Annotated in this window: 11 protein-coding genes and 1 tRNA gene; 5 read left to right on the top strand and 7 right to left on the bottom strand. The window is 67.5% G+C overall.

The window, feature by feature from the left end; genetic code table 11:
* Nucleotides 1-100: 100 nt before the first annotated feature.
* Nucleotides 101-352 (bottom strand): hypothetical protein, encoded by a 252-nt coding sequence (locus ESD82_RS22675; RefSeq protein ID WP_407672837.1) that lies wholly within the window; start codon nucleotides 350-352, stop codon nucleotides 101-103.
* On the opposite strand from ESD82_RS22675, the gene ESD82_RS22670 reads away from it, so the two are divergent.
* Nucleotides 251-2,008 carry a CRISPR-associated endonuclease Cas3'' gene (locus tag ESD82_RS22670; protein WP_407672836.1) on the top strand — a complete coding sequence of 586 codons (1,758 nt, stop codon included), beginning with the start codon at nucleotides 251-253 and terminating at the stop codon, nucleotides 2,006-2,008. The two genes, ESD82_RS22675 and ESD82_RS22670, sit on opposite strands and share 102 nt — an antisense overlap.
* A 13-nt stretch (nucleotides 2,009-2,021) precedes the next feature.
* Here ESD82_RS22670 and ESD82_RS19200 read toward each other — a convergent pair.
* Nucleotides 2,022-2,779 (bottom strand): IS5 family transposase gene (locus ESD82_RS19200; protein ID WP_147427600.1). Its coding sequence is split into 2 segments (ribosomal slippage): nucleotides 2,022-2,464 and nucleotides 2,464-2,779, totalling 759 coding nucleotides; the frame shifts between segments, so codons are not numbered across the junction.
* Between the two features lie 294 nt (nucleotides 2,780-3,073).
* Between ESD82_RS19200 and ESD82_RS19195 the strand changes: the two genes are divergently transcribed.
* The 4 genes from ESD82_RS19195 (at nucleotide 3,074) to ESD82_RS19180 (ending at nucleotide 4,937) form a co-directional block, all read left to right on the top strand.
* A tRNA-Cys gene (locus ESD82_RS19195) sits at nucleotides 3,074-3,147 on the top strand.
* Between the two features lie 94 nt (nucleotides 3,148-3,241).
* Nucleotides 3,242-3,757, top strand: a complete 516-nt coding sequence (locus ESD82_RS22665) for an Arm DNA-binding domain-containing protein (protein WP_407672817.1) — start codon at nucleotides 3,242-3,244, stop codon at nucleotides 3,755-3,757.
* Nucleotides 3,700-4,122, top strand: a complete 423-nt coding sequence (locus tag ESD82_RS19185) for a hypothetical protein (protein ID WP_151208821.1) — start codon at nucleotides 3,700-3,702, stop codon at nucleotides 4,120-4,122. Before ESD82_RS22665 ends, ESD82_RS19185 begins: the two co-directional genes overlap by 58 nt.
* Nucleotides 4,123-4,172: 50 nt before the next feature.
* Nucleotides 4,173-4,937: a hypothetical protein gene (locus ESD82_RS19180; protein WP_151208820.1), complete on the top strand. Its 765-nt coding sequence runs from the start codon at nucleotides 4,173-4,175 to the stop codon at nucleotides 4,935-4,937.
* A 682-nt stretch (nucleotides 4,938-5,619) separates the two neighbouring features.
* Here ESD82_RS19180 and ESD82_RS19175 read toward each other — a convergent pair.
* From ESD82_RS19175 to ESD82_RS19155, 5 genes are all read right to left on the bottom strand, one after another.
* Nucleotides 5,620-5,976: a DUF779 domain-containing protein gene (locus ESD82_RS19175; RefSeq protein ID WP_024843513.1), complete on the bottom strand. Its 357-nt coding sequence runs from the start codon at nucleotides 5,974-5,976 to the stop codon at nucleotides 5,620-5,622.
* A 2-nt stretch (nucleotides 5,977-5,978) separates the two neighbouring features.
* The gene (adhP, locus tag ESD82_RS19170) at nucleotides 5,979-7,013 is read right to left on the bottom strand and encodes an alcohol dehydrogenase AdhP (protein WP_147427601.1); all 1,035 of its coding nucleotides are present in this window, start codon (nucleotides 7,011-7,013) and stop codon (nucleotides 5,979-5,981) included.
* Nucleotides 7,014-7,104: 91 nt separating this feature from the next.
* A complete protein-coding gene (adh, locus tag ESD82_RS19165; RefSeq protein WP_024843515.1) occupies nucleotides 7,105-8,631 on the bottom strand; it encodes an aldehyde dehydrogenase in 1,527 nt (508 codons plus the stop codon).
* Between the two features lie 106 nt (nucleotides 8,632-8,737).
* On the bottom strand, nucleotides 8,738-9,736 hold the full coding sequence (locus tag ESD82_RS19160) for a helix-turn-helix domain-containing protein (RefSeq protein ID WP_024843516.1): 999 nt from the start codon (nucleotides 9,734-9,736) through the stop codon (nucleotides 8,738-8,740).
* A gap of 129 nt (nucleotides 9,737-9,865) precedes the next feature.
* Nucleotides 9,866-15,367 carry an alpha-2-macroglobulin family protein gene (locus ESD82_RS19155; RefSeq protein WP_147427602.1) on the bottom strand — a complete coding sequence of 1,834 codons (5,502 nt, stop codon included), beginning with the start codon at nucleotides 15,365-15,367 and terminating at the stop codon, nucleotides 9,866-9,868.
* Nucleotides 15,368-15,420 lie beyond the last annotated feature (53 nt).

The following is a 15,420-nucleotide window of genomic DNA, read 5'->3' as shown; positions in this document are numbered from 1 at the left end:
TTTGCGCCCTCGGATTGCCCGGATCCTGAAAAATCGCTGGCTTGCGGCTTGGAGATGGTTCTACTCCAAGTGCAGGTAGTGCGCATTACCTGAATTATGTTCAGTTGGTAGCTGTGGTTGGAGAAGAATGAAACTGATGAACCACTACGCGCATACGGGCAATCGCGAGGATCGAAGTGACTGGCAATTGTTGGAGCATCACCTGGAAAACACGGCGGCACTGGCTGCGGAACGCGCAGCGCCCCTCGGGTTGCGGGCTGCGGCCCATATGGCCGGGTTCTTCCATGATTTCGGCAAATATGATCCGGCCTTCGATCGCGTCCTTTGCGGTGACAATGTCCGGGTGGATCATTCCACGGCCGGCGCCGCGCTGCTTTGCGCCCGGGCGCCCGCGGGGCTGCGCCCCTGCGCCGAGGTGATCGGCTATGCCATCCTGGGCCATCATGCGGGGCTGCCGGACCGCCGGAATGCCGACAGCAGCATGGAACGCCGGCTCGATGCCTTCCGCGATCTGATCGCTCCAGAAATCTCGGCGGCGGCCAAGCCTGACTTCAACCCGATAGCCAAGGAGTTGACTGCGCGGATGCGGCCCGGCTCGGCCCCGTTCGATCTGTCGGTCGCGGCGCGCATGGTGTTCTCCTGCCTGGTCGATGCCGATTTCCGCGATACCGAGTCCTTCTATGCCGGGCTGAACGGCACGCGGCCGGATCGCGACTGGCCGGCCCTGGCCGATCTGTTGCCGGAATGGAGAGGCGTCTTCGATGCGCATCTGGCGGGGTTCGACCAGAGCGGTCCGATCAATCGCCTGCGCGCGGATATCCTGGCGCATGTCCGGAAGGGCTCCGCGATGACGCCGGGGCTTTTTACGCTGACCGTCCCCACCGGCGGCGGCAAGACGCTGGCCTCGTTGGGTTTTGCGCTGGACCACGCGGTGCGCCACGGGCATCGCAGGATCATATTCACGATTCCGTATACTTCTATCATCGACCAGACTGCAGCCATTTTTCGCGGTCTTTTTGGTGATGCCGTGCTGGAGCATCATTCGGCCATCGACGACGAAAGGACCGATCCGGAGCGCAAGGACAAGCTGCGCCTTGCCATGGAGGACTGGGCCGCGCCTCTGGTCGTCACGACCAATGTGCAGTTCTTCGAAAGTCTTTTCGCGATGCGTCCTTCGCGCTGCCGCAAGCTGCACAATATCGCCGGTTCGGTGATCGTGCTGGACGAGGCGCAGGCCCTGCCGCGCAAGCTGCTGATGCCCGCGCTGCGGATGATCGACACGCTCTGCGCGCATTACGGTTGTTCGGTGGTGCTTTGCACGGCCACGCAACCCGCCTTCGACAGTCGCCAGCTGAAGCAGGGCGGCTTGCCGCTGGAGGGCCGCGAACTGGCGCCCGATCCGGTGCGGCTCGCCCGCGAGCTGCGCCGCGCCCGCATCGTGCAGGGCGGCGAGATGGACGACGACGCCCTCATCGAGGCATTGCGCGACACGCCGCAAGGAATGGTCATCGTCAACAGCCGTGCCCATGCATTGGAACTGTTCAACGCGGCCAAGGCCGAGGAGCTCGAGGGGCTGGTCCACCTGACCACGCGGCAATATCCGGTGCATCGGCGGGCGATCCTGGAGGAGATCCGCGCGCGCCTGAAATCCGGTGCGCCTTGCCGTTTGATCGCGACCAGCCTGATCGAGGCAGGGGTGGACCTGTCCTTCCCAAAGGGCTGGCGGGCCGAGGCGGGGCTGGATAGCTGCGTGCGCGGGGGCGTGGATCGAAACCGCATGAGCAAGCGCCCGGCCATTGGCCATAGCGTCGCCCCCTTCGCGGGGGCGTGGATCGAAACCCGGCCTATCATGCCGCCGTCTGCGGCGGCGTCGGTCGCCCCCTTCGCGGGGGTGTGGATCGAAACCCAGCGATCCACCTTCCGGGTCGCCCAAGCGCATCGTCGCCCCCTTCGCGGGGGCGTGGATCGAAACATCGATGATGGCAAGAACATCTTCGCCCCGGCCTAGGCGGTGTCTTCATTTAGGCGATCGCTGCCATTGCGCAGGCGAGGTCGACGAATGCCTTTAAGGAGGCGACGGTTTTCTCGCATCGGAGCGCGATCCGGCGGAATCGTTTGAGGCGGTTGAAGAAGCACTCCACAAGGTGGCGTTCCCCGGAGAGCGTCCGATCCAGCGGTCGGCTTCCGGCGCGGCTTCGGTTGCGCTTGATCTGTGCGGTGGCGCGCAGGTCGCCGGCGATGAAGCGGCGCAACGCCTCGGTGTCGTATCCGGCGTCGGCGATGACATGGCCGACGCCCGCAAGGCCGCGGATCAGCCCCCGGGCCTGCGGGCTGTCGGCCCAATGGCCCGGCGTGATCGCGAACCGGACCGGGAGGCCAAGCGCGTCCACCGCAGCATGGATCTTGGTCGTCAGCCCACCCCGAGAGCGGCCGGTGGCGTGAGCCTCAAGCCCCCGTTTTGCGAGGTCGCATCTGCGTGGACCTTGGAAATGGTGGCATCGACCAGCACATATTCGAAGTCGGGATCGGCGCTCAACTCCCTGAAAAGACGCTCCCAGACCCCGGCGCGGGACCAGCGGCGGAACCGGGTGTAGACGCTCTTCCAGTGCCCCGGTTCCGGCGGCAGGTCGCGCCAGGGCGAAGCACCTCGTGCCAACCACAGGATCGCGTCGATGAACAGCCGATTGTCCGCAGCGCTGCGGCCCCGATCACCAGCCTTGCCGGGCAACAGAGGCCCGATCCGTTCCCATTGCTCGTCTGTCAGCGTCCGCCTGCTCAAGATCGCCTCCGTTTTCGATCTTGAAACAGAACTCAGACAGTATGGGAATCCTTAAATGAAGGCACTACCTAGGCGCCCCCTTCGCGGGGGCGTGGATCGAAACTGGGTGGTGCCCGGCAAGGTCTCCGTCGCCGACGCGTCTGGACCTATGCCCGGCAGATCATCCGGGCGAGACAGGTCTGCGCCAAGCGATCCTGACCGTGGAACGGAACAGGACCAGAACAAGAAAGTGATAGCCGGAGTGATAACCCCCTTGACCCCATCAACCGAAAACCCTAGCAAACGCAAGGCTCCGGCGGGTTGGCGGAGAGGTTACGCAGCGGATTGCAAATCCGTGAAGACCGGTTCGATTCCGGTACCCGCCTCCATTCCCCACTTTTCGCTAGATTTCCCGTGACCTTCGCCAGAAGTGGTCATTGATTTCATTGAGAAAATAGACTGTAGGCCATCTTCTGCGGGAAGATGGACTGTAGCCACCCAACTTGTGTGGGTATCGAATGCGGGTATTCTCGGAACTACCGATACCCACAGTCACCCGCAGGACCGATTCAGATGCCCTTGACCGATGCAGCCTGTCGTGGCGCGAAGCCCGATCCCTCTGGAAAACCGCGGAAATTACCGGATGGCGGCGGGCTTCTCTTGTTCGTCTCGCCATCGGGCGGCAGGCTGTGGCGAATGCGCTATAGGTTCGAAGGCAAGGAAAAGGTGCTGTCATTCGGGGCATACCCGGATGTGAAGCTGGCCGATGCCCGCGCGCTACGCGCCAAACCGATCAGGATAAACCCCCTACGCAGAGTGGCGCGGGCCGGAACGCTGCAACCAAGCGCCGGAGTGAAGCGCGACACTCGCTGCATCTGGAAAATGCAATGCCTGATACTACATAAAGTAGGGGAACTTACTGATCGAGCGAGGTGTAGGCAGTGTCAGGCGATGATGAAAAGCCCAAGGGCGTCGACATTTCGCAGGTTGGCAAAGTGAACGCTGGCAACGATGATCAGTCGGAGCCTGTGCGCAGGATCGTTGACAGGACAGCACAACTGTCCGTGGGTGGACGCGCCTTGCAAGGGGCTTTGCGGGGTCTTGGTGGTGTGAGCGCGCTTGCAGAGGCCGCGCGGGCTGCAAGTTCCGTGACCATGCTGAAGGATCAGCTAGACGCCCTGACCGGGGTGAGTGTTTTCACTGAACAGATGAAAGCCCAACAAAAAGCGATGCGGGCTTTGGCGCTGCCGGATGTGTCCGCTTTTTCGGGCATAACTGCACTCGCAGACCAATTCAAAATCGAACAGGATGCATTCGCGCAGGCGCGAAACCTTGCTCTTGGGGCCTGCCCGGTGGCTTTCTGAACGCAATCACTGGCTCCGCTACGGGTGCGGCATCCCGGTTTTTTCAGGACATGCGCGAACAGTCCAGCTTGATCAATCAGCACATGGACATGTTTGCGGATATGCGGCGGGCGCTAAAGGCTTCCAGTCTTTTCGATCTTACCAAGGCGGTGAACATCCCACGCTTTGGCTCAGCGATTGAGGCACTTGGCATCGGCCGTATGGGGTCCGCGATTGAGGCAGCGAACGCGGTGCACATGTTGGGGCTTACCCCGACCTTCCATGACGAATTCAGGTCGGTAGCGGCGGCGCTTGCGGATCAAGCGTCTGCGTTTGCGCGGGTGCGTGACCTCACCTCTGTTGCGGCTCTTAACTTTGATCTTGCGGGTAGCCTGGAAGCAATGCTCGCCCGCAGCCTTGCGGCACAGGAGGCGCTGCTTGAAGAACACAAGGGCGCGGCGGTTGACGCCAAAGCAGAGGCTGCCTTTCACCGCAGGGTCGCCACGATTCAGGTCATCATCAGCATCCTGACGTTCTTCCTGACCATCGCTTTGCAGCTTGAAGCGCGGCTTTCGGATGGGGACGCCGCCGTTCGGGCAAACACAGAAGCCTTGGTTAAAATGCGAAATTCGTTTGATGCGATGGCGGCGCAGCTAGAAGCCATGCAAGAAACTCGGGAAACTGAAACAGAACGCCAAGACGCGGCAGACGCCGAGATCGCGAGCATTCTGCGCGGTATCGCCAAGACGCTTTCTGATCAGGCGGAAGCGGAACCGGAAGCGGCAATGCAGGCACCTGAAACGCCCTCGCCTAACCGCGGTGACAGCGTGCAGTGATCCGATTGAACTGCGCCCTGTCCGATCATCGGCCCTGCCCGATCTTGGCTACGGGTCCTTCTTGGGGTGGGGGTGCGCTGGGCGGGGACGCCGACCCGCCAAGATCGCGCGATTTCAATTTTCAGGCAGCAAGATTGGCCCCAGCATTGCGAAAATCCTGCACAGGCTGACAAGTCGCGGTTCAGGGCACCCGCTGGGGTGGCACATGGAAAGGGACCCATGATCGCCCCCAGCCCAGCGCCTGCGCGTGACAGAAGATCGGTTGTGGTCTATCTTGTGGGCCGGTGAAACCGTGGCGGCAGAGCAACAGGGCGGGCAAATTGCGCAGAACCCATCTGAACTGCGGGTATACTCGCGGGTAGAAGTGCAACTTTTCCGTTTGATTTCAGAGGTTTACCGTAGCGGTACCCGCCTCCAAGTCTTTTCAAGAGCTTGCGTCTCTCTTGCTGTTGCAGGTGTCGTCTTGCGCGGTGGCGGAACGATGCCCTTTCACCCGCGAGCGCGCCTGCATTCAGCCGGGCGCCCAGGAGACCGGAACGCAAAACGGCGGGCCTTGGCAGAGGAAGGGAACGCTCGCAGGCCCCGGATAGGCCGGGCCTGCGTGTCCCGGTATCGCCGCAAGCGGCAGGGGGCAGGGCGGGCGCACGGACGGCTTGGGGGAGGCCGTGCGCCCGCGCCGCGGTCAGAGCCGGCAGATCTCGGACCGCACCAGGAAGCGCCGCTCGCGCCCGTTGTCCAGGCTGAACATGCCGCCGCGGCCGGGCACCACGTCGATGATCAGGCGGGTGTGCTTCCAGGTTTCGTATTGGCTGGCCGAGATGTAGAAGGGCATGCCGCCGACCTCGCCCAGCTTCACGTCATGTTCGCCGATGCGGAAATCGCCCTGCGGATAGCACATCGGCGAAGACCCGTCGCAGCACCCCCCGGACTGGTGAAACAGCACCGGCCCGTGATCGGCGACGATCTCGGTCAGAAGCGCCAGCGCGGCCGGGGTGGCCTCGACCTGGCCAGGCCTCTCGGGATTGGCGACGGGCTTCATGCTCAGCCCGCCATGTCCAGCACCATGCGGCCCTCGATCTGGCCCTTGTGCATCTGGCCGAAGATGTCGTTGATGTCCTCGAGCTTCGCGCGATGCACGGTCGCCCTGACCTTGCCCTCGCCGGCGAAATCCAGCGATTCCTGCAGGTCCAGCCGGGTGCCGACGATCGAGCCGCGCACGGTGATGCCGTTCAGCACCATGCCGAAGATGTCCAGCGGGAAATCGCCCGGAGGCAGCCCGTTCAGCGCCACCGTGCCACCGCGGGCGACCATGCCGATGGCCTGCTCGAAGGCCTTGCGGCCGACGGCCGTGACCAGCACGCCCTGCGCGCCGCCGTCGGTCTGGCGCTTGATCGCGGCGGCCGGGTCGGGGTCGGTCGCGGCATTGACCGTCACCGTCGCGCCCAGCTTGCGCGCCAGCGCGAGCTTGTCGTCGTCGATGTCCACGGCCGCGACATTCATCCCCATGGCCTTGGCATATTGCACCGCCATATGGCCCAGCCCGCCGATGCCCGAGATCACCACCCAGTCGCCGGGCTTGGTGTCGGTGACCTTCAGCCCCTTGTAGACCGTGACGCCCGCGCAGAGCACCGGGGCGATGTCCACAAAATCGACGTTCTTCGGCAGGTGGCCGACATAGTTCGGATCGGCCACCACATATTCGGCAAAGCCGCCGTTCACCGAATAGCCGGTGTTGAGCTGGCTTTCGCACAGCGTCTCCCAGCCGCCCAGGCAATGCCGGCAATGGCCGCAGGCGGTGTAAAGCCAGGGCACGCCGACCCGGTCGCCCTCCTTGACGTGCGTCACCCCGGCGCCCACGGCCGAGACGAAGCCCACGCCCTCGTGGCCCGGAATGAAGGGCGGGTTCGGCTTGACCGGCCAGTCGCCCTCGGCGGCGTGCAGGTCGGTGTGGCAGACGCCGGATGCCTGGATTTTCACCTGGATCATGCCGGGTCCGGGCTCGGGGACCGGCACCTCGTCTATGGTCAGCGGCTTGCCGAATGCGCGCACGACGGCGGCTTTCATGGTCTTGGCCATGAGAGGGAACTCCTTGCAGTTGCTCTTGGGGGAGAAAAGGGGGAGGGAGGAAGGGTGCCGGGCGCGGGGTGACGCGCGCCCGGCCGTTCCCCTAGAAGAAGCCCAGCTTCTTCGGGGAATAGCTGACCAGCATGTTCTTGGTCTGCTGATAGTGGTCCAGCATCATCTTGTGCGTCTCGCGCCCGATGCCGGACTGCTTGTAGCCGCCGAAGGCCGCATGGGCCGGATAGGCGTGATAGCAATTGGTCCAGACCCGGCCGGCCTTGATGCCGCGGCCCATGCGGTAGCAGGTATTGGCATCGCGCGACCACACGCCGGCGCCAAGCCCGTAAAGCGTGTCGTTGGCGATCTCCAGCGCCTCGGCCTGATCCTTGAAGGTGGTGACCGAGACCACCGGGCCGAAGATTTCCTCCTGGAAGATCCGCATCTTGTTGTTGCCGCGGAAGATCGTCGGCTCGATGTAATAGCCGCCCGACAGCTCGCCGCCCAGATCGGCCGCCTTGCCGCCGGTCAGCACCTCGGCGCCCTCCTTCTTGCCGATGTCGAGATAGCTGAGGATCTTTTCCTTCTGCTCGCTCGACGCCTGCGCGCCGATCATGGTGTCGCTTTCGCGCGGGTCGCCCTGCTTGATCGCCTGCACGCGCTGGACGGCGCGCTCCATGAACTTGTCATAGATCGATTCCTGGATCAGCACGCGCGATGGGCAGGTGCAGACCTCGCCCTGGTTCAGCGCGAACATGGTAAAGCCCTCCAGCGCCTTGTCGAAGAAATCGTCGTCCTCGCGCGCCACGTCGGCAAAGAAGATGTTCGGGGACTTGCCGCCCAGCTCCAGCGTCACCGGGATCAGGTTCTCGGATGCGTATTGCATGATGAGGCGGCCGGTCGTCGTCTCGCCGGTAAAGGCGATCTTGGCGATCCGGTTGCTGGACGCCAGCGGCTTGCCGGCCTCGAGCCCGAAGCCGTTGACGATGTTCAGCACGCCCGGCGGCAGCAGGTCGCCGATCAGGTTGGCCCAGACCATGATGCCGGCCGGGGTCTGCTCGGCCGGTTTCAGCACCACGCAATTGCCGGCGGCAATCGCCGGGGCCAGCTTCCAGCAGGCCATCAGCAGCGGGAAGTTCCATGGGATGATCTGCCCCACCACGCCCAGCGGCTCGTGGAAGTGATAGGCGACGGTGTCGTCGTCGATCTGGCTGATCGAGCCTTCCTGCGCGCGCAGCACGCCGGCGAAATAGCGGAAATGGTCGATGGCCAGCGGCAGGTCGGCGGCCATGGTCTCGCGGATCGGCTTGCCGTTGTCCCAGGTCTCGGCGGTGGCGAGCAGTTCCAGGTTCTGCTCCATCCGGTCGGCGATCTTCAACATGATGTTGGCGCGCTCGGCCGGGCTGGTGGCGCCCCATTTGTCCTTGGCGGCATGGGCGGCGTCCAGCGCCAGTTCGATGTCGCCCGCCTCGGAACGCGCGATCTGGCCGATCTCGGCGCCGGTGATCGGGGTGGTGTTGGTGAAATACTTGCCCGAGATGGGCGCCACCCATTCGCCGCCGATGAAGTTGTCGTAGCGTTCCTCGAAGGGCAGCGCGTTCACGCCCCGGAAAGGATGCGTCTGGTCGTTCGGCATGATCTTCCTCCTGTCAGCCCGGCTCCTCCAGCCGGTTGCACAAGAGCCTGTGCCCTGAGACCCCCTGGGGTCAACGCGGGGCTTCGCGCCGCGGGGCCGATGTGTTTCAGGGGCGAGACAGTTTGCCGGGGTTTTCGTCGATGCCCAGCCGCGCCATGCGGCGGTAGAGCGTGGCGCGTCCCACCCCCAGCGCGCGGGCGGCGGCCGAGACATTGCCCTCGGCCCTGGCCAGCGCGCGAATCACGGCGGCGCGTTCGGCGCGCTCGAACCCGGTCGCCTCGTCCTGCCGGCCCAGCAGGTCCGAGGCCGGGCGCGGGCGCAATTGCCCCTCTTTCTCAAGGCCGAAGGCGCGGCGGGCGGCGCGATTGGCGCCGATGGCCAGATCGTCCTTATCCACCGCGATCAGCAGCGTGCCGTCCTCGGCCCCTTCGGCCTGCGGCGTGACGATGCGCGCGCCGGGGAAGGAGACGCGGAAGAAGGCCGCCTCGATGGCGCGGGCGCTATGCGCCACCTGCGCCGCGATCAGCGCGTTCAGCCGCTCGGTATGGTCGGCGCGGGCGGAACTGATGTCCAGCGCCGCGATCAGCCGCCCGTCCGGGCCCCAGATCGGCGCGTCCATGCAGGACAGCCCGGTGTTGCGGGCATAGAAATGCTCGTCGCGGTGGATGGTGACCTGCCGTCCCTCGGCCAGGCAGGTGCCGATGCCATTGGTGCCCTGCACCGCCTCGGACCAGTCCATGCCGCGCCACAGCCCCCAGCCGCGAAAAGTGGCGGCATCGCCCTGGCTGACGCGGTGTTCCAGCACGATGCCCTGGGCATCGGTCAGCAGCAGGTTGCAGCCGGTCGGGCAGACCAACTGGAACAGCTGGTCCAGCTGCGGCCGGGCGACGGCGATGAAACGGTCCATGCGCTCGACGCGCTCGGACAGCTCGCGCTCGGTCAGGCGGCGCGGCTCGGGCGGCCGGGCCGGGTCCAGCCCGTGCTTGAGCATCGAGCGGCGCCAGCTTGCCGCCAGCCGGGTGACGGCGCCGGGCGATTGCGAGGCCTGGACCACGCGATCCTCGTGGCGGGTTGTGCTGTGCGGTGCCGGGCGGGTCTCGGGCAAGGCGTCCTCCCCTTCCTTACGCGGTGGCGGGATTATTGCGCGGCGGGACGCGATCGGGCAAGCAATGCTTTCGTGAAGCGCCCGCGGCGAAACAGCCCGGCCGTTTCGCGGCCGGGGTGCTTGCGGTTTTCAGGGCGTGACGGTGACGGCGCCGCTGTCCGACCAGGCGCGGAATTCGGGGCGATACATGTCCTCGACGCTGGCGGCAGGGTGGCGGAATTCGCCCGGCGTCACCGCGCGGACGATATAGGCCAGCCGGAAGCGTTCACCCGAGGTCCAGGTCAGCGCCGCGGCGAAACGGTCGGCGCGGAACTCGGTCATCTCGGCCGCGGTCTCGCCCTCCAGCCAGTCCAGCGCCGAGACGTCGCCGGCGCGCAAGAGGTTCGGGTTGTCGATCTCCCACCCGGCCGGCAGCGGATCGGCGATGACCAGCCGTCCGCCGCCCTCGGATTGCGGCGCGACCTCCAGCACCACCACCATGCGCGTGCCCTGCTGCAGTTGCGCCGCGTCCAGCGCCTCGCCCTGCATGCTGTAATAGCGCCGGGCGATGCCATAGCCCTTGCCGCCGGCCGCGACCGGGCCCGCGGGCTTGCCGGTCGCGGTCAGCGTCACTTCCAGCGCGCTTTCGCCGGTATTGGCGATGCTCGCATCCGCCGGCAGGCTTGCGACCGGCTGGGTCAGCGCCACGCCGTTCAGCGTTGCGGGCGGGGCCGCGCCGAACAGCGACTGCGCCGCCAGCACGGTCCAGACCGATTCCTGGGTGGACAGGCTGCGCCCGTCCTCCTCGGCCCGGGCGATGCGCTCGGCGATCTGGCTGGTCAGGTCGGTGGCGTCGACCGCCTGCGTCCTTGCCTCGGCCGCCAGCGCCAGCAGCGCCGTGGCGTCGCGCAGCCGGGTGCCGTAATCGGCGCGGAAGGCATAGGGCTCGGGCGCGCCCAGGTTCAGCAGGTTCCGCGCTTGCGTGAACAGGCGATCCGCCCGCTGCTGGTCGCCATAAGAGGCCAGCGCAGCCCCCAGATGGGCCGCGGCCATCGGGGTCGAGAAGGAGCCTGCGGCGGTATCGGCGTAATAGCGCAGATCGCCCACCGTCGCCGCCCGTTCCCGCGCCAGCACCGCCAGCGCATAGGCCAGCGCCGCGTTCTCCTCGGCCGAGGCGGCGGCGGGTTCGGTGGCGTAATTGGCGCGGTTGCGCAGGTTGTCGATGGCCATGCGGAAGCCGGTCTCGGGCACCTGATGGCCTGCCGCCCGTGCCCGCGACAGGAAGTCGGTGACATAGGCCTCCAGCCACAGGTCGCCCGAATCCGCCGACCAGAGGCCGAATCCGCCGTTCGAGCCCTGCCGGGTCAGGATCCGGGTGATCGCCTTGTCCACCTGCTTGGCCGCATCGCCGCCATCGACCCCTTCGGCGGCGGCCAGGCCGGGCAGGTAGATCAGCGGCATCGCGCCCGAGGCCAGCTGTTCGGTGCAGCCATAGGGATAGCGCGCCAGCCGCATCAGCGCGCCGGCCACGTCCAGCCGGGCATAGGGGCCAAGCGCCGCCGTCACCTCGGCGCCGGGCAGCAGGCCCTGCGTCAGGCTGGCGGGCACGGTCAGGCTTTGCCCCGGCTCGACCACCAGCCGGTCCTGGCGCTGGATGTCGGCCTCGTTCAGCGCCACCGGGATGGCGATGTCCTTGGTCAGCGCCGCGCCGTCCGGCGTGGTCAGGGTCAGACGCAGATTGGCCAGTCCCTCGGCATCGCCGGCGGTGACGGGCATCTGCACCTGCGCCTCGGCCTTCTCGGCCAGGGTCACGCTGTCCGTGGGCAGGCTGGTGGTCAGCGCCGCCGCGCCGCCGACCTGCTGGACCGAGAGCCGCATCTCGCCCGCCGGGCCCGAGGCATGGGTCAGCCGCAGCCCGACCTGCGCCCGGTCGCCCGGTGCGAGGAAGGCGGGCGCGGTCACGGTCATCACCACCGGATCGCGCACCAGCACCGAGGCATCGGCCTGGCCCACGCCCTTTTCCGACCAGGTCACGGCCATCACCCGCACCTCGCCGTTGAAATCGCCCACCGGCACCTCGACGGTGGCCGTGCCGTCTGCGCCCACGGTCAGCGGACCCGAGAACCAGCTCATCAGCTTTTCGGTCGGCGGCGGCGCCTCGGCATTGCCGGCAAGGCTGGCGTCGCCGCCCTCGCGCAGCGCGCCGTCCGGCGCTCCGGTCGGCAGGATCAGCCGGCCGTAAAGGTCGCGCAAGCCGACGCCCAGCCGGCGCTGGCCGAAGTAATGCTGCGAGGGGTTCGGCGGCTGGAAGCGGGTCAGGTTCAGGATGCCCTGGTCGACGGCGGCGACGGTGGCATGCACCGTCTCGCCCGCCGCGCCCTCGACCTTCAGCGTGACGGGGATGGTGCCGCGCGGCCGCGTCTCGGCCGGGGCTGTGATGCTGGCGGCAAGCCTGCGGTCGCCGGGATCGACGGCGGCATGGGCCAGGCCCAGCGCCCGCACCGGCTGGCGGTCGCCGGGCCGCGCCTCGCCCAGCGGGCGGATGGCGCTGACGGTGACATAGACCCCGGCGCCCCAGTCGTCGGTCACCGGCAGGTCGATCTGGTTCTCGCCCGCCTTCAGAGCCACGGTCTGCATGGACACCAGACGGTTCGACAGCACCGAGACGAGGCCCAGCCCGTCGCTGGCCGCCTCGACCCGGACGCGGGCGACATCGCCGCTGCGATAGGCGGGCTTGTCCAGCACCACCTGCAAGCGGTCGGGCGTCTCGGTCCCCGAATTGGCGACCGCACCCCAGCCGGCATAGAACCGCACCGAGCTTTGCCCGCCCTGACCCGAGGCCGGCTCGGCCACCAGCTCATACTGGCCCCATTCGACCGGGGCGGCGATCTCGGCCGGGGCCTGGCCCGGCTCGGCCACGCCCTCGGTGATGCGGGTGCGGGTGGTGATCGCCTCCCAGTTCCATTGCCCGCCCAGCGAATACCATTGGTAATCGGTGTCGATGCGGTTCAGCACCCAGCGCACGGGTTCTGCGGCGGGCTTCAGGTCCGGGCCGACCGCGACCAGCGCAAAGCGCGCCTCGGCGTTTTCGGACACGGTGTCGCCCTCGAACAGCGCACGGATGCCGACGACCGGCGCTTCGGGCATGACCACGCGGGATTCGCTGCGCTCGACCGGGCGGCCGGCGCCTTCGCGGATGTCCAGCACCAGCTCGGCCCGAACCGGGCGGGGGCCGAGCCGGCCAGCCGGCGGCAGGTCGATCTGCGTCTGGTAATGGCCCTGCGCATCGGTGGTGCCCGGCGGCAGGCTGTCCGTCACCGGCGCGCTGTCGTCATCGTGCCGGCCGAAGACATAGCCGTCGAAGCCGGTCAGGCTGCGGGTCGGGGACAGGCGCAGCTGCCCCTCGACCGGCAGGTTCGCGGCCGGCGCGCCGAACAGCCAATGCGCCGAAAGCGACAGCTCCAGCGTGCCGCCGGCGCGGGCCGGGCCTTCGGGCAGGCGCGGGGTGAAGTCGATGCGCTCGGGCAGGAAATCCTCGACCAGCAGGCGCGCGGTGGCCAGCGCCGGGCCGTCCGCCTCGGTGCGCAGTTCCATCCGCCAGGTGCCGCGCGGGGCGTTGCCGGGGATCTGCCAGGCGACCACGCTGCCGCCGGCGCCGGCATCCTGCGCGGGCAGGCGCATCGCCTCGACCCCGTCGGGACGCAGGATCACCGCGGTCAGCGGCAGGTTCTCCAGCGCCCGGGCCTCGGCATTGCGGGCCAGCACGGTGGCGTTCACCGTCTCGCCGACGCGATAGGCGCCGCGATCGGTGGTCACGAACAGGTCGATGGGGGGGCTGGGCGGCTGGCCCTCGACGCCGCGGTCGGAGAGGTCGAATTCCGGGTCCGACAGGGACAGGAAGGCCATGTCGCGGGGGCTGCGCTCGGCGCCCTCGCCCTGCCATTCGGTTACCGTGACCAGCGCCGGGGCGGCGCCGTCCTTGCCCATGGCGAGGCCCGGCGCGAAATGCGCGATGCCCTCGGCATCGGTCGCGGCCTTGGCCAGAACCTCGTTCGAGCGGCTGACCAGCGCCACCTCGGCCCCCGCCTTGGCCGAGGTGTCGGCCAGGCTGCGCACCGCCACGGTCAGCCCGTCGGCGCCCGAGAAGGTGGAGATCCCGAAATCCGAGATCACGAACCATTGCGTCGCCAGCCCGGTGTCCTGGACGTTCTCGTTCTCGATCCCGGCCTCGGCGATATAGATGCCGGGCTCCAGCGGGCCGGCCTCGGCGGGGATGGCAAGGCTGGTGGTCAGCTCCTGGTTCAGGCTGTCCTGTCCCATCGGCTTGGCGACCTGCGCCGTGCCCCTCCAGACCTCGCGCGCCATGCGGTCGCTGAAATAATCGGCCCGCCAGCTGTCCAGCGGCGTGGCGAACATGTCCTCGGCCATGGCGCGGATCAGGTTGCGGTCGGAAATCCGCAAGAGCCGCAGGTTGATCGTATCGGCATTGACCGTGACCATGGACAGCCGCTGGTCGCCCGAGGCGGGCAGCACATAGGCGCGGCCGGGGAAGCGCACCGAGGGGGCGCGGTCGCGGACATAGCCCTTGACCGTCACGTCGCGGGCCAGCACCTCGCCGTCGGCGGCGGGCAGGCCGGCGCGCAGGGTCAGTTCCACCTCCTGGCCATGGGTCAGGCCGGCGACGCAAAGCCGCTGGCCATCGGCCTCGACGGTCAGGTCGCGGCCGGGCAGGCGCAGGAATTGCGCGTAATCGGTGCCCGAGGACAGTTCGCGCGACATCACTGCGCAGAAGCGCGGCATCCTGCCTTCGGATTCGACCTGGGTGTCGGTGACGCGCAAGCCGTTGCGGGCCTGCGATTCCTCCAGCGCCTGGGCGATGGCATTGTCGCCGGGCGACAGCCGCGCCGCCAGCCGCAAGGCTGCCAGCGCGTCGCGGCCGCGGTCCAGTCGCTCCCATGCCATGGCAAGCCAGGACAGCGCGCGGGCGGCCACCGCGTCCTCGGCCCCGCGCAGATAGCCGTTGATCGCCATCGAAGCGATGGCGTTCGACGCCTCGCGGTCGTTCTGGTCGCTGGTATAGAGCGTCAGCCGGGCCAGATTGGTCCAGTCCTCGGCCCGGTCGAAGCGTGCGGCCTCGGCGGCGAGGATGCGGGCGGCCAGCACCAGCTCGCCCGTGTTCTCGGCATCCTGTGCACTGCCCTGCGGGTAATCCGCGCCCAAGGGCGGGTGCAGGGCGGGAAAGCTGCGGGCCAGCGATTGCGCGGCGGCCAGATCCTGCGCGGCGAGGAAGGGCGCGGCACCGGCGCGGGATTCGGCGCGCAGCCGCTCTTCGGCCGTCGAGGCGACGACATGGCCCGACAGCGCGCCGGCAAAGGGCGCCGCGGCCCCTGCGCCCTCGCCCTTGGGGAAACAGGCGCGGGACCGCTGGTTATAGGTCAGCGCGCGGCAGTCGTCATTGCCAAGGCACGCCTGCACGCAGGCTTGCAAGGTGGTGTCGAAGATCGGCCCCAGGTCGCCGCCCGGCAGGTCGGTATCGGCTTGCAAAGACAGCCGCCGCTCGGGCAGCGGCGCATCCTGTGCCAGAGCCGCGCCGGTGACGAGAAGCCCGCTCAGGGCTGCCGCGATGAAACCGTGCCAGATGGGACGTGCCATGACCTTCCTCCTTCCGCGCTCGGCATAGTTGTGGCACCGGCGCGCGGGCGAGG

It is taken from the genome of Paracoccus pantotrophus (assembly GCF_008824185.1).
Taxonomy (GTDB): Bacteria; Pseudomonadota; Alphaproteobacteria; order Rhodobacterales; family Rhodobacteraceae; genus Paracoccus; species Paracoccus pantotrophus.
The sequence above is the reverse complement of the archived record's forward strand: the minus strand, read 5'-3'. Positions and strand labels throughout refer to the sequence as shown.